This window comes from Mesorhizobium marinum (assembly GCF_040813675.1).
GTDB lineage: Bacteria > Pseudomonadota > Alphaproteobacteria > Rhizobiales > Rhizobiaceae > Mesorhizobium_K > Mesorhizobium_K marinum.
Genome location: NZ_JBFOCI010000004.1, coordinates 230,245 through 248,821, shown reverse-complemented (window position 1 = coordinate 248,821; position 18,577 = coordinate 230,245). Strand labels below are relative to the sequence as shown.

Annotated in this window: 18 protein-coding genes; 9 read left to right on the top strand and 9 right to left on the bottom strand. The window is 65.3% G+C overall.

What is annotated here, in order from left to right; all coding sequences use genetic code 11:
• Positions 1-19 precede the first annotated feature (19 nt).
• From dnaN to ABUE31_RS14910, 6 genes are all read right to left on the bottom strand, one after another.
• A complete protein-coding gene (gene dnaN / locus ABUE31_RS14935) occupies positions 20-1,138 on the bottom strand; it encodes a DNA polymerase III subunit beta (RefSeq protein WP_367724451.1) in 1,119 nt (372 codons plus the stop codon).
• 280 nt (positions 1,139-1,418) lie between these two features.
• Positions 1,419-2,951 carry a chromosomal replication initiator protein DnaA gene (gene dnaA / locus ABUE31_RS14930; protein ID WP_367724632.1) on the bottom strand — a complete coding sequence of 511 codons (1,533 nt, stop codon included), beginning with the start codon at positions 2,949-2,951 and terminating at the stop codon, positions 1,419-1,421.
• 822 nt (positions 2,952-3,773) lie between these two features.
• Positions 3,774-4,040, bottom strand: a complete 267-nt coding sequence (rpsT, locus tag ABUE31_RS14925; protein ID WP_367724450.1) for a 30S ribosomal protein S20 — start codon at positions 4,038-4,040, stop codon at positions 3,774-3,776.
• A gap of 149 nt (positions 4,041-4,189) precedes the next feature.
• Positions 4,190-4,963 carry an enoyl-CoA hydratase gene (locus tag ABUE31_RS14920; protein WP_367724449.1) on the bottom strand — a complete coding sequence of 258 codons (774 nt, stop codon included), beginning with the start codon at positions 4,961-4,963 and terminating at the stop codon, positions 4,190-4,192.
• 34 nt (positions 4,964-4,997) lie between these two features.
• Entirely contained in the window at positions 4,998-5,885 is an 888-nt protein-coding gene (gene mutM / locus ABUE31_RS14915; RefSeq protein ID WP_367724448.1) for a bifunctional DNA-formamidopyrimidine glycosylase/DNA-(apurinic or apyrimidinic site) lyase, read from the bottom strand.
• The gene (locus ABUE31_RS14910) at positions 5,878-7,113 is read right to left on the bottom strand and encodes a phosphopentomutase (protein WP_367724447.1); all 1,236 of its coding nucleotides are present in this window, start codon (positions 7,111-7,113) and stop codon (positions 5,878-5,880) included. The genes mutM and ABUE31_RS14910 overlap by 8 nt, the downstream gene beginning before the upstream one ends.
• A gap of 199 nt (positions 7,114-7,312) precedes the next feature.
• Here ABUE31_RS14910 and ABUE31_RS14905 point away from each other — a divergent pair, with 199 nt between their 5' ends.
• Complete coding sequence (locus ABUE31_RS14905) at positions 7,313-8,029, top strand: phosphatase PAP2 family protein (RefSeq protein ID WP_367724446.1); 717 nt, start codon at positions 7,313-7,315, stop codon at positions 8,027-8,029.
• A gap of 44 nt (positions 8,030-8,073) precedes the next feature.
• On the opposite strand, the gene ABUE31_RS14900 is transcribed toward ABUE31_RS14905, so the two are convergent.
• The 3 genes from ABUE31_RS14900 to ABUE31_RS14890 all read right to left on the bottom strand — a co-directional run bounded on the left by ABUE31_RS14900 (position 8,074) and on the right by ABUE31_RS14890 (position 9,858).
• The gene (locus tag ABUE31_RS14900) at positions 8,074-8,682 is read right to left on the bottom strand and encodes a TadE/TadG family type IV pilus assembly protein (RefSeq protein ID WP_367724445.1); all 609 of its coding nucleotides are present in this window, start codon (positions 8,680-8,682) and stop codon (positions 8,074-8,076) included.
• 37 nt (positions 8,683-8,719) lie between these two features.
• Positions 8,720-9,286, bottom strand: a complete 567-nt coding sequence (locus ABUE31_RS14895; protein WP_367724444.1) for a TadE/TadG family type IV pilus assembly protein — start codon at positions 9,284-9,286, stop codon at positions 8,720-8,722.
• A 161-nt stretch (positions 9,287-9,447) separates the two neighbouring features.
• On the bottom strand, positions 9,448-9,858 hold the full coding sequence (locus tag ABUE31_RS14890; protein ID WP_367724443.1) for a pilus assembly protein N-terminal domain-containing protein: 411 nt from the start codon (positions 9,856-9,858) through the stop codon (positions 9,448-9,450).
• 350 nt (positions 9,859-10,208) lie between these two features.
• Here ABUE31_RS14890 and ABUE31_RS14885 point away from each other — a divergent pair, with 350 nt between their 5' ends.
• The 8 genes from ABUE31_RS14885 to ABUE31_RS14850 all read left to right on the top strand — a co-directional run bounded on the left by ABUE31_RS14885 (position 10,209) and on the right by ABUE31_RS14850 (position 18,570).
• Positions 10,209-10,373, top strand: a complete 165-nt coding sequence (locus ABUE31_RS14885; protein WP_367724442.1) for a Flp family type IVb pilin — start codon at positions 10,209-10,211, stop codon at positions 10,371-10,373.
• A 160-nt stretch (positions 10,374-10,533) separates the two neighbouring features.
• On the top strand, positions 10,534-11,055 hold the full coding sequence (locus ABUE31_RS14880; RefSeq protein WP_367724441.1) for an A24 family peptidase: 522 nt from the start codon (positions 10,534-10,536) through the stop codon (positions 11,053-11,055).
• Between the two features lie 129 nt (positions 11,056-11,184).
• Complete coding sequence (gene cpaB, locus ABUE31_RS14875) at positions 11,185-12,000, top strand: Flp pilus assembly protein CpaB (protein ID WP_367724440.1); 816 nt, start codon at positions 11,185-11,187, stop codon at positions 11,998-12,000.
• The gene (locus ABUE31_RS14870; RefSeq protein WP_367724438.1) at positions 11,997-13,946 is read left to right on the top strand and encodes a type II and III secretion system protein family protein; all 1,950 of its coding nucleotides are present in this window, start codon (positions 11,997-11,999) and stop codon (positions 13,944-13,946) included. The genes cpaB and ABUE31_RS14870 overlap by 4 nt, the downstream gene beginning before the upstream one ends.
• A 14-nt stretch (positions 13,947-13,960) precedes the next feature.
• A complete protein-coding gene (locus tag ABUE31_RS14865; protein WP_367724437.1) occupies positions 13,961-14,668 on the top strand; it encodes a CpaD family pilus assembly protein in 708 nt (235 codons plus the stop codon).
• 27 nt (positions 14,669-14,695) lie between these two features.
• A complete protein-coding gene (locus ABUE31_RS14860; RefSeq protein WP_367724436.1) occupies positions 14,696-15,961 on the top strand; it encodes a CpaE/TadZ family protein in 1,266 nt (421 codons plus the stop codon).
• A gap of 21 nt (positions 15,962-15,982) precedes the next feature.
• The gene (locus ABUE31_RS14855; protein ID WP_367724435.1) at positions 15,983-17,506 is read left to right on the top strand and encodes a TadA family conjugal transfer-associated ATPase; all 1,524 of its coding nucleotides are present in this window, start codon (positions 15,983-15,985) and stop codon (positions 17,504-17,506) included.
• A 50-nt stretch (positions 17,507-17,556) separates the two neighbouring features.
• Complete coding sequence (locus ABUE31_RS14850) at positions 17,557-18,570, top strand: type II secretion system F family protein (RefSeq protein WP_367724434.1); 1,014 nt, start codon at positions 17,557-17,559, stop codon at positions 18,568-18,570.
• The last annotated feature ends 7 nt before the right edge of the window (positions 18,571-18,577 follow it).

Below are 18,577 nucleotides of genomic sequence, written 5' to 3'. Positions count from 1 at the left end.
AACCTCTCGTCGTTGCGGCCTACACGCGCATCGGCATGAGCACGTAGAGCGCGTTCTCGTCGGCGGTGTCCTGGATGAGGGTCGGCGAACCCGCATCGGCGAGCATGAAGCGCGCGTCGCCGCCGGTCAACTGCGCCGCGACATCGAGCAGGTAGCGGGCATTGAAGCCGATCTCGATCGGATCGGAGGAATAGTCCGCCGCGAGTTCTTCGGTCGCGCTTCCGGAGTCCGGATTGTTGACCGCGAGCGTGAGCTGGCCGTCGGAGATCGACAGCTTGACCGCGCGGCCGCGCTCGGAAGAAATCGTCGAGACGCGGTCCACCGCGGCGGCGAAGGTCTGGCGGTCGAGGACCAGCGCCTTGTCGTTGCCGGTCGGGATGACGCGCTGGTAGTCGGGGAAGGTTCCGTCGATCAGCTTGGAGGTCAGGACGACGCTGCCGATCGTGAAGCGGACCTTGGTGTCGGAGAGTTCGGTCGCGACCGCGACATCGGGCACGTCGACCAGCTTCTGCAGTTCGCTCACCGTCTTGCGCGGGATGATGACGCCGGGCATGCCCTCGGAGCCGGCCGGCGCATCCATCTCCGCGCGCGCGAGGCGGTGGCCGTCGGTCGCGACGGCGCGCAGCTTCAGCTTGCCGCCGGTCTCGATGGTGTGGAAGTAGATGCCGTTCAGGTAGTAGCGCGTTTCCTCGGTCGAGATCGCGAACTGCGTCTTGTCGATCAGCCCCTTCAGCGCCGCCGAATCGAGGCGGAACATGTGCGAGAACGAACCAGCGGTGAGTTCCGGGAAGTCGGACTGCGGCAGGCACTGCAGCCGGAAGCTCGAGCGCCCCGAGATGACGGACATGGCGTTGCCGTCCTCGTCGGTCTTCAGCATCACCTCGGCCCCGTCGGGCAGCTTGCGCACGATGTCGTAGAGGAGGTGGGCGGGAACGGTCGTCGCGCCGCCCTGCTCGACGGTGGCTGCCGTCGCCTCGGTAACCTCGAGGTCGAGGTCGGTCGCCTTCATCTCGAGGATCGCTCCGGTCGCGTTCAGCAGCACGTTGGACAGGATCGGGATGGTGTTGCGGCGCTCGACCACGCGGTGAACATGGTTCAGCGACTTGAGGAGGTTCGACCGTTCGAGAATGACACGCATGACAAGACGAGCTCGCTTGTAAGAAAGAACCGGAGTTCCGGACCGGAATTCCGCTACAGGCCGAGAAACAGCTTCGGAATCGCCGCAGACTGACAGGAAAATCGGCCCGAAGGCAAGTCCGACGCGCCTTGCGCGGCCGGTTTGGCGGGCTTTCTGGGGATAACGCAGCCCAACGGCTTTCGCGTGTCGCGCCAAGCGGTTTCGGGCGGCCGGTCGCGCCCGGATCGCCGGCGCGAGAGGGCGGCGGACCGGCCCGCCTGGGGCCGGTCCCGGCAGGCCGTCAGGCCTGGTCGTTGATCAGCCGTCGCAGCAGTTCGAGCTCCTGCGCCAGCGTATTGTCGGACCCGGTGAGGTCCTCGATCTTCCGGACGGCGTGCAGCACGGTCGTATGGTCGCGTCCGCCGAAGCGGCGGCCGATCTCCGGCAGCGAACGCGGAGTCATGACCTTGGCCAGATACATCGCGATCTGGCGCGGCTTGACGATGGTACGGGTGCGCCGGTTCGACAGGAGCTCGGTCTTCGACACGTTGTAGTGGCGCGCAACGATGCGCTGGATGTCCTCGATGCGCACGCGCTTCGGCTCGCCGGAGCGGTAGATGTGCCCGAGGATCTCGTCGATCCTGTCGATCGACAGTTGCGGCTCGAAGCTCTGGCGGAACAGCAGCTGGTTGAAGGCGCCTTCGAGTTCGCGGCCGCTGCCGGTCACGGTGCGCGCGATATGCGCCAGGATCTCGTCCGAGATGTCGATCGTGGAATCTTCCGCCTTGGCCGCCTGGTGGCGCATGGTCAGCATGCCGAGGCGCATCGTGTAGTCGGGCGCCGACATTTCCAGGGCGACGCCGCCGTTCAGGCGCGAGCGCACGCGCGGCTCCAGCGATTCCAGTTCCGCCGGCGGGCGGTCGGCCGCGACCACCACCTGCTTGGCGCTGTCGAGCAGCATGTTGATCAGGTGGCAGAATTCATGCTGGATCGACTTGCCCTGCAGGAACTGCATGTCGTCGATGATGAGAAGGTCGATGTCGCGAAGCTGTTCCTTCAGCGTCAGCGCATTGTTGTCGCGGATGGCGGTGGCGAAGCGCCACATGAAATATTCGGCCGTCAGGTAGACGACGCGCGATTTCGGATTCTGCCGGAGCGACTCCGCGGCGATCGCCTGCAGGAGGTGCGTCTTGCCGAGCCCGACGGTCGCATGCAGGAACAGCGGATTGAAGCGCGAGGCGGATTCCGCGACGGCGCGCGCCGCCGCAAGCGCCACTCGGTTCGACGGTCCCTCGACGAAGGACTGGAACGTGTAGCGCTGGTCGAGCGGCGAGCCGAGCACGCCCTGGCGGAACTCTGGCACGGGTGCTGTGCCGTTGGTGCGTGGCGCGGGCGCGCTTTCGGCCTTGGCGATCGTCCCGGAGCCGAGCGCGGTCTGCGCCGGCCGCGCCGGCTTGCGCACGGGCTCCATCTCGCTGTCGGCGGCCTGTCGGGACTGGCGGGTGGCGCTGCGCACCAGAACCTCGATGCGGAACAGGTCAGGCTCTTCCTGGCGCCAGATCTCGGCGATCAGGTCGAGATAGTGGCCGTTGATCCACGACTTCAGGAAGGCGGTGGGAACCGACAGGCGGACAATGCCCTTGGAGGCCTCGGCGAGCTTCATGCGCCCGAACCAGCTGGAGTAGACCTCGCTGCCGAGCTTGGCTTTCAACTGAACCTTTACGCGTTCGAAAATCCTCTCCGCATCGGACGAAGCCGCCATATCGTTCCCCTCGGTCATAGTCACAGGAAAGGGAAGGCCACCCCTGGTTTCCCTCTCGACGCCGCTTTGCATGTCGTTCAATCCCCGTTCCTCGAATTTCGACAGCATCGGAAGGGTCGCGGCTGTGCCGCCTCCCGCTCCGAGCCGCCCGGCTGTCCGCCTAGCAGCCGTACGCTTTACTCTCTGGGTCAGGTCAGCGTGATCGCGATGTCTCCCCGCCGGCATGCCGCTTGACGCCGGCAAAAGGACACCCCGTCGGTCCGGCGGCGCCGGACACGACCTGCTCACTCGCTGATGCTAACCCCACTTGTGTCCCAGCGGACAATAACGTCCCCCGCACGGAATCATCCATGCTGCAAACTTCGCCGTATTTGGCTGGTCTGTCGGGGGCCGAGGCCCGTCCGCTGTGATGGGGAGACCTTACAAAAACGGCGAAGGTCTGGGCAAGTGCGGGGCTAACTGATTTTTAATGAATCGAGGTCCCTTCGGGGACGATTCAAGAGCTCCCGCGAAGTCCGATTTCAGCAAAGCCGTTGTGATTCAAACGGTTCCGAAGCGCCGCCGGAAGGAACCGCGCGAGCACAAATTTTTCGAAATAAAACGCTTGACAGCCGCCAGCCCCCTGACTGGCGGTTGCGTCTTGTGGAATGTGTGGATAACCACCCGCAACTATCTGAAATAACAGCATTTTTTATGCTGGACAAATTGCGGCGAAAGACGGGGTGCGACTGTCTGCAGGGTCTGCAAACCGCGCCCCTGCCGGCAAAGCAAAGAGGCCCTGCAAAGGGCGGCTGGATGGCAGTCCGACGGACGGTCGCCAAGCCATTGTCCGGCAAAACAAAAACCCGGCGCGGGGCGCCGGGTGGGGCAGTCCTGGAAGTGACGGAAGGGCGCTCAGGCGGAGAGCGACTTGACCCGCTGCGCGAGGCGCGAGACTTTCCGCGATGCGGTGTTGGAGTGCATCACGCCCTTGGACGCGGCGCGCATCAGCTCAGGCTGCACGGCCTTGAACGCTGCCTCTGCGGCGGTCTTGTCGCCGGCGGCCAGCGCCTCTTCGACCTTGCGGACGAAGGTGCGGACGCGCGAGCGCCGGTTCGTGTTGATGGCAGCCTTGCGCTGCATCTTGCGCGCCGCCTTTTTGGCCGAGGATGTATTGGCCATGAAGCCTCTCTTCGTGTCTGGTCAACAAGCGCCTTGCGAAAACGGCCGGCGCGCAAAAAAACAAACGGGCAGCCGCCAGGCCGCCTCGGTTGGTGCGGGCTTATAGTGCAGCTTTTACGACGCGTCAACGCGGTTTAGGCGGAAACAGGTCAGCGGTCGAGAAAACGCGCGGGACGTTTCTCGACGAAGGCCGCCATGCCCTCCTTCTGGTCCTCCAGGGCGAACATCGAATGGAACAGACGGCGCTCGAAGCGCAGGCCTTCCGACAGGGTGGTCTCGTAGGCCCGGTCGACCGCCTCCTTGGCCATCATCACCGCCGGCAACGAGAATTCGGCGATCCGGGAAGCCGCCGTCAGCGCCTCCGCCATCAGGTCGTCCGCCGGCACGACGCGCGAAACCAGTCCGCAGCGTTCAGCCTCGGCGGCATCCATCATGCGGCCGGTGAGCACCATGTCCATCGCTTTGGACTTTCCGACGAAGCGGGTGAGTCGCTGTGACCCTCCCATGCCGGGCATGACGCCGAGCGTGATCTCGGGTTGCCCGAACTTGGCGTTGTCGCCGGCGATGATGAAGTCGCACATCATCGCCAGTTCGCAGCCGCCGCCGAGCGCATAGCCGGCCACGGCAGCGATGATCGGCTTGCGGATGCGGGCGAAATCGTCCCAGCCGGCGAAGGCGTCGGCGACGTACATGTCGACATAGTCGCGCGACTGCATCTCCTTGATGTCGGCGCCGGCGGCGAAAGCCTTTTCCGATCCGGTCAGCACCGACGCCGCAATGGCGGGATCGGCGTCGAACGCCCGGAAGGCGGCGAGCAGGTCCGCCAGCACCTGCGCGTTTAGCGCGTTCAGCGCCTTCGGACGATTGAGCGTGACGAGCCCGACCTTTCCACGTGTCTCGACGAGGATCGTTTCATAGGACATCGTGGAGTACTCCTCTTTGGCGCCCGGCGGGCGTTCAGTGTTGGCAGGTCGGGCAGTAGAACGTCGAGCGCCCGCTCTGGACGATGCGCGCGACGATGCCGGGGCAGCCCTTCTTGCGGCAGGGCTCGCCCTCGCGGTCGTAGACCGAGAAGGAATGCTGGAAATAGCCGAGCGAGCCGTCGGCACGGACATAGTCGCGCAGCGACGAACCGCCGGCCTCGATCGCGTCGGCGATGACCGAGCGGATGGCGGACGCCAGGCGTTCGGCGCGCGCGCCAGGCGCTCCCCGCGCCGATGCGATGGTTCCGGCGCGCCGCCGCGGCGACAGCCCGGCGCGCCACAGCGCCTCCGACACGTAGATGTTGCCCAGCCCGGCGATCACGGATTGGTCGAGCAGCGCCGCCTTGAGCGGCGATGCGCGGCCGCGCAGCAGGTCCGACAGCAGCCTGGCGTCGAGCGCGTTGCCGGTCGGCTCGACGCCGAGCCCGTCCAGCATCGGGTGCTGGTTGTTCTCGTCGGCGAACAGCATGAAGCCGAAGCGGCGCGGGTCGTTGTATACCACCTGTGACCGTTTCCCGTCCGGGGAGGCGAGGTGGAACACGACATGGTCGTGCGCCGTCGACTTGGACCGTTCGTGGTAGAAGGCGTCGCTCGTCGAAGCCGCGCCGTCCTCTTCGATGCGGAACGAACCGGACATGCCGAGATGGCAGATCAGGAGCGGGCCATTCTCGATCTCGGCCGTCAGATACTTGGCGCGCCTTCCAAGCGCGACGATCCGCTTGCCGGCCAGGCGTTCGGCAAAGCCCGACGGGAAGGGAAAGCGCAGGTCGGGCCGCCGCATCTCCACAGAGAGAATGCGCGCGCCTTCCATGGCGGGCTGCAGCCCGCGGCGGACAGTCTCCACCTCCGGCAGTTCAGGCATGGCCGGCGATGATCCCGTGGAAGGAGGCGCCGTGCCGGCCGGGCGCAAGCCCGAGATGTTCGGCGACGGTCTCTCCGATGTCGGCGAAGGTTGGCCGCAGTCCCACATCGCCGCCGGGCAGGCCGGGCGCCATGCCGAAGACGGGCACCCGTTCTCGCGTGTGGTCGGTCCCGGGCCATGTCGGATCGTTGCCGTGGTCGGCGGTGAAGACGAGCAGGTCGCCCGGGAGGAGCCTGGCCAGCGCCTCCGGCACCCGGCGGTCGAACGCCTCGAGCGCGGCGGCGTAGCCGGCGACGTCGCGGCGGTGCCCGAACTCCGTGTCGAAGTCGACGAAGTTGGCGAACACAAGGTCGCCGTCGCCCGCGTCGGCCATCGCCCCAAGGGCGGTGTCGAACATCGCCATGTTGCCGACGGCCTTGCGCACCTCGCTGACGCCGCGGTGGGCGAAGATGTCGCCGATCTTGCCGACCCCGATGACCCTGGAGCCGCGCCCGACCAGCCGGTCGAGCAGGGTCGGCTCCGGCGGCGGCACGGCGTAGTCGCGCCGGTTGGCGGTGCGCCTGAAGTCGCCGGCGCGCTCGCCGACGAACGGGCGCGCGATGACGCGGCCGATATTCAGGCTGTCGGCATGCCTGCGGGCGATCTGGCAGAGTCCGTAGAGGCGCTCGAGCCCGAAATGCCGCTCGTGCGCGGCGATCTGGATCACCGAATCCGCCGACGTGTAGAAAATGGGCTTGCCGGTGCGGATGTGCTCCTCGCCGAACGTCTCGATGACTTCGGTTCCCGAGGCGTGGCAACCGGCGAGGATGCCGGGCAGGCCGGCATCGCGGATGATCGCATCGGTCAGTTCCGCGGGGAAGGCGGGCACTGCCTTGGGGAAATACCCCCATTCGAAGGGCACCGGCAGCCCGGCGATTTCCCAGTGGCCCGACGGCGTGTCCTTCCCGGACGAGACCTCCTGTGCGGCGCCGTGGAAGGCGCAAGCTGCGACCGGCGCGCCGGCGGCCTGATGCCACCCGGCGGCGCCCGCCGCCCGACCGAGACCGAGCGCCATCATGTTGGGCAACTCGAGCGCCCCCTGGCGCAGTCCTTCGCGGTTCGCCCGGCCGGCAGCGCAGGCCTCGGCGATGTGGCCGAAGGTGTTCGATCCGACATCGCCGAACCGGGCGGCGTCGTCGGCGTCGCCTACGCCGAAGGAGTCGAGGACGAACAGGAACGCACGCGCCATTGGACTATGTTGGCTCCTGTTGCCAGGGGAGATCGGACGAGACATAGGGGCTGCCATTGGGATTGGCAATTCCGGACGGCGGCTGGGCGGGACGGATCCGCCTCGCCGTCAGCCTGCTCATTAACCGAAAATTCGACATGCCATTGAATAGGTGCGGCTTTCTGTATCCATTGCGCCGACCGGGGGCGGGACGAACACCTTGTTTGAATGGCTTGATACGAATATCGACTATCCCTTGATCGCGTGGATCAACGGCTTCTCCCAGCGATCCCAGATACTGGACAGGACCGTCGTCGACTTCATGATGCTCGACTCGGTCAGGCTGCTGCCGATCGTCACTGCGGTCCTGGTGGTTGCGTTGATGCGGAAGTCCGGCAGCGACACCAACCGCACCTTCGTCGTCGCGCTTGGCGGCGTGTTCCTCGCGCTCCTGGTCGCGCGTATCGCCCAGAACATCTCCGAACGTCCCAGGCCCATCTTCGCCGACATTCCGGGCTTCCGGATACCGTTCGGCACCGATTCCGACATACCGGCCGACTGGAGTTCGATCCCCAGCGACACGGCCGCGCTGGGTTTTGCGCTGGCGACGGCGGTGTTCCTGGGATCACGGCCGCTGGGCGTCGTCTGCCTGCTGTGGGCGCTGGTGGTCACCAGCCTGCCCCGTATCTATGCGGGCTATCACTATCCGAGCGACATCATGGCCGGCGGCGCGATCGGCGTGGCGTCCGTTCTGGCGGTGGCGCATGTCCCGCCGCGTCGCCTGATCGCGCTTGCCGAGCGCGCGATGGTGCGCAGCCAGCCGGTGTACTACGGAGCCGTCTTCGTCATCCTCTACGCCACCGCCACGATGTTCTTCGACCTGCGGCAGGCGCTGAGCGCGATGGCCGGGATCGTGCTGGCGTCGGATACGCAATAGGGCGGGTCGGGTTTCCCGGCTTACGAATGCCCGCCGGTTCGTGGCTAGCAGTCTGAACAGGGAATGGTCATGCTCATGCGGGGCCTGAGATAGTAGGTCTCCGACATGGCGATGCTGTCGAACGCCGAGGCCAGGCCAAGCGTCGACTTGGCGGACGCGGCCCAGGTGATGACGGGCTGATAGGCAAGCGTGGCGTCGGCTCTGACGAGGAAGCTGCCCTTGATCCGCAGCGCCGGCGGGATCACGACCGGGGTGCCCACCGTCTTGCCGGCGCTGAACGAGCCGTTCACCAGTTTTCGGGACCATACGACCTGGATCTTCGGTGTCGCTTCGTCGGTGACCTCGATCGCGGTGATCTCGATATTGGGCGCGCTTCGGTTGTAGGGCTGGAGCGTGGCCTCGCCGATCCGCATGATGCCTTCGAGTTCGGTCTTCGACATGGTCTGCTGCTGCGTGACCAGGTCGGCCACCATGCTGCCGACCCGGCCGACCTTCTTGTTTGCCTCGATCGCCTGCGCGACTTCCATCGTCACGAAGTAGAGCATCAGCAGGAGCGGCACGATCAGCGCGAACTCGAGCGCCGCAACGCCGCGCCTGTCGCGCCGCAACCGCCTTGCATGGTCAAGAATACCCGCCGCCCAATACACAGACATTTCCTTCCTTCCGGACTTCGCCCCAACGAAGCGGTTTTCAGTCGTCGAACGGTTCGTTTTGCCAGGTGACCGTCGCGAAATGCAGCGTCTTGCCGTCCTTCAGGTTAGAGACGAGCTTCGACATGAAGTCAGTGATGATGGGCCATTTGTAGAAGACCCTGAGCATGTTCTTCGACATCGACAGGCCCGGCTTGATGTCGAAGTCGCTGGTGTCGAGGTCCCGGTCGGCTGTCAGCTTGATGCGCACGGCGGCCGCGGCGGCGAAGGTCGGAAACTCGCGCAGGTCGACCTCCAGCCCGGGGCAGTCCTCGGCGACTATGATCTCCAGCCTGTCGCAGATTAGCGTCTCGAGCGATTCCTTGGTGATGTCGGCCGGCCGCAACTGGCCCGTCCGGATCTGGCGGGCCACGTCGTCGGTGATGTTGGCCATCAGCTGCTGCCCGGCGAAGGAGATGCAGCTTTCCAGGATGGCGAAGACGAGGATGGCGAAGGGAATCGACAGCAGTGTGAACTCGACAGCCGTCGCACCGCTGTCGTTGCGAAAAAAGCGCGCAGGAAAGCCCCACCGGCGCGCCTTCGCGATCTGTCCGTTCTGCGTGCTCATGTCGGGTCCCGCCGGTCTTCGTGCGTTGTCGGCTGGACCCTAGGACATTCCGGTTGAAGTCGCGTTTTGCGGACGGTCGCAATTGTAGCGCCGGTATTTACCGGGCATTAACATCGGCGCTGCCGGCGGGCGCTGCGCCGCCGACGCCGCGCGATGGCTGCCTAGTGGCCGCTCAGTTCGCTTTCGGAGGTCTGTTCGGCTTCCGTCTTGTAGGAACCCTCGCAATAGGGCGTGCACGAAAGCGTCTGGACCGACGCGCGCCGGTAGATGCGCACCGTCGAGGCGGTCGAGCGGCTCACCGTCACCTGCTCGTCGACGATGGGCAGCCCCTCCTGGTCGAAGACCACGAGGTTGGTCACGCCGAAGCCGCGGCCGGTGAGCACGATGGTCGATGCGTCCTGCACCGAGGCGTCGGCGATCTCGGGATTGCCGATGACGATGGTGTCGGCTGCCCGCGACAGCTTGACGATCTTGGCCTGGTTCATCGTCACCTCGATCCCGGTCTCGGCGTGCGCCGGAAGTGCCGAGGCGGCCAGGACCAGAAGTCCGAGGGTCAAACCAAGCTTCGCCATAACGGCTCTCCGTGGAACAGGTTCAACGGAAGATGAAGGATATTGGTGAACCAACGGTTAAGCCGGCCCGATCGAGGCTTTGCTTGCAGCCTTGCGGGCGTGCCGCGGGTTGGGCGGCGGCCGTGTTCGACACCGTATTCCATAAGGGGCGCGGTTCGGCCGGCAACAGGATGGCCTGCCGGCCGTGCTGTTTCATCGGCGTTAACCAATGCGGGAATTGGTGGCCGCAACGTTTCGGTAAGGCTGTTTCTTAAGTCGATCGAAAGAGCTTCCGCCTACAGTCCGGACCATCCGATCAACCAGTCACAGAAGTTGACGGAAGTGCTGTAACACGGAGTAGGAGCTCTAGCATGTCCAACATCTTTGCACGTTTCGTGAAGGACGAGTCCGGCGCGACCGCCATCGAATACGGTCTGATCGCCGCCCTCATCGCTCTGGCCATCATGGTTGGCGCCGGCGCCGTCGGCAACTCGATCGGCGAAAAGTTCAACGACATCGCCAGCGAACTGAACTAATCCCATCCCGCGCCGGTTCGTCCGGTCGGACTTGGAAAGGCCGCCCACCGGGCGGCCTTTTCGTTTTGGTGAAGAGAATTCAACCTCTGCTTTTCACGGCCGGTTAAGGGCGTTGCCTTATCACTTGGGCCTGGGTGCGTCGCCCTTCGGGAGCTGTTCCATGCTTGAAGCGCTTATCTTCGTCGTTTTCCCGTTCTGCATGGTCTTCGCGGCGCTGTCCGACATGCTCTCCATGACCATCGCCAACCGCGTGTCGCTGCTGCTTATCGCCGTGTTCGCCGTGGTCGCGCCGCTGACTGGCATGGGCTGGGCCGCCGTCGGCGCGCATTTCGCGGCCGGGGCGCTGGTCCTGGCGGTGACCTTTGGCCTTTTCGCGCTGGGCGGCATGGGGGGCGGCGACGCCAAGCTTATGTCGGCCACCGCCATATGGATGGGGCTCAGCCTCAATCTCGTCGAATATCTCGTGGTGTCGACCTTCATCGGCGGCGCGCTCACGCTCGCCATCGTCGGCTACCGCAACTCAGCGCTTGCCGTCTATACGGGAGGAAACCCGTTCCTGCGTCACCTCGCCGACAGCAAGACCGGCATTCCCTATGGCATCGCGCTCGGGCTCGGCGGCCTCGTCACCTATCCGTCGTCGCCGCTGATGGCGTGGGCGCTGCAAAGCCTGGCGTCCCAGTAGGCGGGCGGCTCTCGCCGCATAAACTTTCGATTAATCACGTTCGTAAGCACTGCATTAACCGTAATTTGACGATTGCCCCCGCATTGTCGGCCTTGGCTTGAGGGTATTGCCAAGGCGAGGGTTTGGACAATGGCGGCATCCCGACTGATAATTCTGGGAGTTGCGGTCGCGGCGGCGGGCGGCGCTGGCTACGTCGCGAAGAACATGATGGTCGCCCCGCCTCCCGAGGTGATCGTGGAACAGGGGCCGCAGGCACCCGCCATCGATCTCACCGAGGTACTGGCTCTCGGCGGCGACGTTCCGATGGGCGCGCCCGTCGGCGACCAGCTCGAATGGCAGTCCTGGCCGACCGAAGGCATCAACGAGAACTACATCACCCGCGACAACGACCCAGAGGCGCTCGAGACTTACAAGGGCGCCATCGCCCGCGTCGCGATGTATTCCGGCGAGCCGCTGCGCAAGTCGAAGCTCATCGGCGAGGGGCAGAGTTTCATGTCCTCGATCCTGCCCGCCGGCTACCGCGCGGTGGCCACGCAGGTCGCGGCGGACACGTCGGCCGGCGGCTTCATTCTGCCCAACGACTATGTCGACGTCATCATGACGCGCCGTTCCGACACGGCTTCGACGACCGGCGGTTTCGTCACCGAAACGATCCTCAAGAACATCCGCGTGCTGGCCATCGACCAGGCGATCCAGGAGGACGAGGAGGGACGCCGGGTCAAGGTCGGCGAGACCGCGACCCTCGAGCTAACGCCGCAGCAGGCGGAGATCATCACGGTCGCCCAGCAACTGGCTGACCGCCTCACGCTGTCGCTGCGCGCAGTCGTCGATACCCAGGAAAAGGTGACGGACGAGGCCGATTATCTGGTGTCCGGCAACGGCCGGCGCGGTTCGATCCGGCTGATCAAGTCCGGCGAGGTTTCCGAAGTGGGAGCAAGGAAATGACTTCACGGACAGCATTGCCGGCGACGGGACGCAGGGCGGTCGTCGCGGCCGCGGCGTTCGTGCTGCTCCTGAGCGGTTCGGCCCTGCAGGGCGGCGCACAGGCGGGCGGCCAGCTGAACGGCGGCGCCGACAGGAGCCAGGCCGGCGTCGGTTCGATGGTGGCGACGCAGGCCGTCAAGCTCGGCCTCAACAAGTCGGTCGTCATCGATCTCCCGGCGGATGCCTACGACATCCTCGTCGCCAATCCGGCGGTCGCCGACGCGGTCACCCGCACGGCGCGCCGCATCTACCTGTTCGGCAAGGCCGTAGGCGAGACCAACATCTTTGTCTTCGGCGCGGGCGGCGAGCAGATCGTCAGCCTCGACCTCCAGGTCGAGCGCGACACCGCGGGCGTCGAGGAATACATCAAGCGCTTCATCCCGACGTCGGACGTGAAGGTCGAACTGATCAACGACAACGTGGTGCTGACGGGCACCGTGGACACGCCGCTGGATTCGGCCCGCGCCGCCCAGATCGCCAACATGCTGGTGCGCGGCGGCGAGGCGACGACCGGACAATATTCGCAGACCGCGGCCGCGAGCAGCGACGGCGGCGGCGTCGACATCGACAATCCGGACTCCACGCGCCAGATCAGCGGCATCGTCAACCTGATCCAGATCATCGGCGAGGACCAGGTGATGCTGAAGGTGACGGTTGCCGAGATCAGCCGCAACGTGATGAAGCAGCTCAACGTCGGCCTGATGGCTCAGGGCTCCTCCAACGGGATCAACTGGGGCGCCATCAGCGAGAACCCCATGGGCCTCGGCGGCATCGTGCCTTCAAGCGCCGGCATCGCCACCTCCGCGATCGACGCATATCTGCAGGCGATGGAGCAGGCCGGCGTCATGAAGACCCTCGCGGAGCCCACGCTCACCGCAGTGTCGGGTGAGCAGGCGACGTTCCGGGTCGGTGGCGAGTTCAACATGCTGAACAGCATCAGTTCCGCAAAGAGCGATGACAACCAGGATGGCGGAGTCCAGCTGTCGTACGAGAAGATCGAGTACGGANGTCTCGGCGGCATCGTGCCTTCAAGCGCCGGCATCGCCACCTCCGCGATCGACGCATATCTGCAGGCGATGGAGCAGGCCGGCGTCATGAAGACCCTCGCGGAACCCACGCTCACAGCAGTGTCGGGCGAGCAGGCGACGTTCCGGGTCGGTGGCGAGTTCAACATGCTGAACAGCATCAGTTCCGCAAAGAGCGATGACAACCAGGATGGCGGAGTCCAGCTGTCGTACGAAAAGATCGAGTACGGCNTCACCGCAGTGTCGGGTGAGCAGGCGACGTTCCGGGTCGGTGGCGAGTTCAACATGCTGAACAGCATCAGTTCCGCAAAGAGCGATGACAACCAGGATGGCGGAGTCCAGCTGTCGTACGAGAAGATCGAGTACGGAATCGGACTTGAGTTCAAGCCGGTGGTGCTTTCTCCGGGACGCATCAGCCTGAAGGTGCGCACATCCGTCTCGGAGCCCACCAACGAGTCTCCGGCCTTCGCCAGACCCGTTCAGAGAGGCATGACGGTCAACATGATGTCGATCCGAAAGCGTCTCGCCGATACCACCGTGGAACTTCCGTCGGGCGGTTCCATGATGATCGCCGGCCTTGTCCGCGACGACGTCAAGCAGGCGGTGAACGGCCTGCCCGGCCTGTCGAAGCTGCCGGTGCTCGGCACGCTTTTCCGCAGCCGCGAATTCATCCGCAACGAGACGGAACTCGTCATCATCGTGACGCCCTACATCGCCCGCCCGACGGCGCGGAACCAGCTCGCCAAGCCGGACGACAATTTCAACGCCGCCAGCGACGGCGCCGGCATGTTCCTTGGCCGCGTCAACCGCGTCTACGGCACCATGAAGACCGATCTTCCCAACGGCCGCTATCACGGCGTCGTGGGTTTCATCTACAAGTGAGTGGGAACCTGGGCATGTCTAAGGTGTTCAAGACGAGAACCGCAGCGCCGGCCCCGAGGGGAGCTGGTCTCGTGCTGGCGGTCGTGACGGTCGGCCTGCTTTCCGGATGCGCGGCCTTCCAGAAGCGCGACTCGGTTGTCGTGGGTGCGATCCCCGACGACTACCGGACCAACCATCCGATCATCATCGCCGAGAAGGAAGAGACGCTCGACCTGCCGGTCGGCGCCAGCGACCGCGGCGCCACCGCCTCGCAGCGCGCGTCGCTGGAGGGCTTCCTCGTCGGATACGACAGTTCCGCCGCGCCGGTGCTGAACATCATCACGCCGTCCGGATCGCCCAACGCGGTCGCCGCGACTGACGCCGCACGGGACTTCGCGCACATCGCGAAGAAGAACGGCGTGCCCGGAAGCCGCATCATGATGGCATCCTACCAGGCCGGCCCGGAGGAAGTGTCGGCGCCGGTGCGCGTGTCCTTCGCCGGAATGCGGGCGCAGACCGGAAAGTGCGGCCGCTGGCCGAAGGACATGCTCGAGACCAGCGAGAACAAGCACTACGCGAATTTCGGCTGCTCCTACCAGAACAACGTCGCCGCACAGGTCGCCAATCCGGAGGATCTGCTGGGGCCGCGCAAGCCCACTCCGATCGATGCCGACAACCGCGGAACCATTATCGGCGAGTACCAGCGCGGTGACACATTCTTCAACCAGAACATTGGATACTGAGCCGGTCGGCAACTGGGGTAGGGCGATATGACGAATCTGGCTTACGAGGAGACCGAGGCGAACGAGGTCGCGGCCATGCAGGCGCTGCGTCCGGTGCCGCGCATCTCCATCCAGGCGTTCTGCGAAACCGAGGGCGTCGCCCAGCCGATCGAGCGCGCCGGCGAAGACCGCCGCATGGCGAAGGCCCATCTCAAGGTCCACATGGGCGGGGTGGCGACGGCGATCGAACTCTACCAGTCGGCGCCTACGCCCAACCTGATCATTTTGGAGTCGCGCAAGGAGCCGCGCGAGATGCTCCAGTCGCTCAACGAGCTCGCCGAATATTGCGATCCGACGACGAAGGTCATCGTCATCGGCCACTACAACGACGTCGGCCTCTATCGCGAGCTGATCCGCTCGGGCATTTCCGAATACATCGTCGCGCCGATCTCCATGGCCGACATGGTCAGCGTGGTCTCGACGATCTTCGTCGATCCCGACTCCGATCCGATCGGCCGCTCCATCGCCTTCATCGGCGCCAAGGGGGGCGTCGGCTCCTCGACGATCGCCCACAACGTCGCCTGGACGATGTCGTCGCTGTTCGAATCCGAAGTGACGGTCGCCGATCTCGACCTCGCCTTCGGCACAGCCAACATCAACTTCGACCAGGATCCTGCGCAGGGCATCGCCGAGGCCGTCTTCTCGCCCGAACGCATCGACGAGGTCTATCTCGATCGCCTGCTGGCGCAGTGCTCCGAACACCTGTCGCTGCTCGCCGCGCCCTCGACGCTCGAGCGCGTCTATGACTTCGACCAGGACGCCTTTGCGCAGATCATCGACACCGCGCAGCGCAGCGCGCCGCTTCTGGTGCTCGACGTGCCGCATATCTGGACCGGCTGGTCCAAGGCGACGCTGGCCAAGGCCGACGAGGTGGTTGTCACCGCGACGCCAGAGCTTGCCAACCTGCGCAACACCAAGAACATCGTCGACATGCTGAAGCGGCTGCGGCCGAACGATCCTGCGCCGAAGCTGATCATCAACCAGGCGGGCGTCCCCAAGCGCCCGGAGATCAAGCCGGCCGACTTCACCGAACCGCTCGGCATCGAGCCGATGGCGGTCATCCCGTTCGAGCCGCTCCTGTTCGGCAACGCGTCCAACAACGGCCGCATGCTCGGCGAGATGGACGCGGCGCATCCCATCGTCGCGATCATGCACGAGATGGCGCATGTGCTGACCGGACGCAGCGAGATCAAGGCCAAGAAGAAGGCGGGACTGGGCGGGATTCTCGGCAGATTCGCGCCGAAGAAGAAGTAGTCGGCGGAGCGGCGGGCGGACATGTTCGGTAAAAGAGGCAACGACGACGGTTCGCGGACGAAGCCCGAGTTCCGTCCTGCGACGCAGCCCCAGGGCGAGGCGCCGGTCGCGAAACCGGCGGCCGAACCGCGCGCCGACGCCGCGGCCGTCCTGACGCAGGCGCCGCCGCCACCCGCCGCCCCCGCTGCTCCCGCCGCGCCGCGCCGCCCGGTCGAAGCGCCGCCGCTTGCGGCCGAGCCGCGCAAGCTCCAGCGCGAGCGCAGCGATTCCTACTACGACACCAAGAGCCAGGTCTTCTCCGCGCTGATCGACACGATTGACCTGTCGCAGCTCGCCAAGCTGGACCCCGACAGCGCGCGCGAGGAAATCCGCGACATCGTCAACGACATCATCGCGATCAAGAACTTCGCGATGTCGATCGCCGAGCAGGAAGAACTGCTCGAGGACATCTGCAACGACGTTCTGGGCTACGGCCCGCTCGAGCCGCTCCTGGCGCGCGACGACATCGCCGACATCATGGTGAACGGGTCGCGCAACGTCTACATCGAGGTCAACGGCAAGGTCGAGCAGACCGGCATCCGCTTCCGCGACAACCAGCAGCTTCTCAACATCTGCCAGCGCATCGTCAGCCAGGTCGGGCGCCGCGTCGACGAATCGAGCCCGATCTGCGACGCGCGCCTGCCGGACGGTTCGCGCGTCAACGTCATCGCGCCGCCGCTCGCCATCGACGGCGCCGCGCTCACCATCCGCAAGTTCAAGAAGGACAAGCTGACCCTCGACCAGCTGGTCAGGTTCGCATCCATCTCACCGGCCGGCGCCGAGGTCTTGAAGATCATCGGCCGGGTTCGGTGCAACATCATCGTCTCTGGCGGCACCGGTTCGGGCAAGACCACCCTGCTCAACTGCTTGACCAACTATGTCGACCGCGAGGAGCGCGTCATCACCTGCGAGGATTCGGCCGAACTGCAGCTGCAGCAGCCGCATGTCGTGCGACTGGAAACCCGGCCGCCCAATCTCGAGGGCGAGGGCGAGGTGACCATGCGCGACCTTGTCAAGAACTGCCTGCGCATGCGGCCCGAACGGATCATCGTCGGCGAGGTTCGCGGACCCGAGGTGTTCGACCTGCTGCAGGCGATGAACACCGGCCATGACGGCTCGATGGGCACGATCCACGCGAACAGCCCGCGCGAATGCCTGAACCGCATGGAATCCATGATCGCCATGGGCGGCTACACGCTTCCGCAGAAGACCGTGCGCGAGATCATCGTCGGATCGGTCGACGTCATCATCCAGGCGGCGCGCCTGCGCGACGGCTCGCGCCGCATCACCCACATCACCGAGGTGATCGGCATGGAGGGTGACGTCATCATCACGCAGGACCTCGTCCTCTACAACATCCATGGCGAAGACGCGAACGGCAGGCTCCTCGGCGAGCACGTCTCGACCGGTGTCGGTCGGCCGCATTTCTGGGAGCGCGCCCGCTACTTCGGCGAGGAGCAGCGGCTCGCCACGGCGCTCGACTCCATGGAGAAGCGTGCGAACTAGGCTGTCGCGGCCGGGGCGGGGAATGGCATGAGTCAAATTCGGCGGATCGCATGTTTGGCATAGATACAACCGTACTGGCCTTCATCGCGCTCGCTGGCTTCAGCGCCGGCGCGGTCGCCTATGCGTTCCTGTTCAACCGGATCAGCGAGGAACAGACCACCGGGCGGCGGCTCGACACGATCAAGAAGGCCGAGACCGACAGGACGGTGATCAAGGCGAACCGTGACCGCGCCGCCGAGGCCGCCAAGCGCCGCAAGTCCGTCCAGGATTCGCTGAAGGAACTCGACGCCAAGCAGCTCGCCGCCGACAGGAACGTCAAGAAGCCGCCCTTGCGCATCCAATTGAGGCAGGCGGGACTGCAGGTGACAGTCGAACGCTTCTATCTTTATTCGGCCGTCTGCGGACTTCTCGTCACCGCTGGCGCCTACTTCCTCAAGGCGCCGGTGCTGACTTTGCCGGGCGCGTTCCTGGCAGGCGCGTTCGGCCTGCCGCGCTGGTTCGTCTCCTTCCTGCGGGCGCGCCGTGTGAAGGCGTTCCTGAATGAATTCCCGAATGCGCTTGACATCATCGTGCGCGCGGTCAAGTCGGGTCTTCCGCTCAACGACGGCATCCGGCTGATCGCGTCGGAGGCGCCCGAGCCTGTGCGCTCGGAGTTTCGCCGGATCGTCGAGTCGCAGCAGCTCGGCATGTCGATCCCGGACGCCGCGCTGCGCATGCCCGAAACCATGCCGTGCTCCGAGGCCGGCTTCTTCGGCATCGTGATCCAGATCCAGAGCCAGGCCGGCGGCAACCTGTCGGAAGCGCTCGGCAACCTGTCGCGCGTGCTGCGCGACCGCAAGAAGATGAAGGCCAAGGTGCAGGCCCTGTCGATGGAGGCCAAGGCGTCGGCGGCGATCATCGGCGCGCTGCCCTTCATCGTGGCGACGCTCGTCTACTTTTCCAGCCCGAACTACATCATGCCGCTGTTCACCACGAGCACCGGCCACTTGATCCTGGGCGTCTCCGGCATCTGGATGTCGATCGGCATCTTCGTGATGCGCAAGATGATGAACTTCGAAGTGTAGGTGCGAT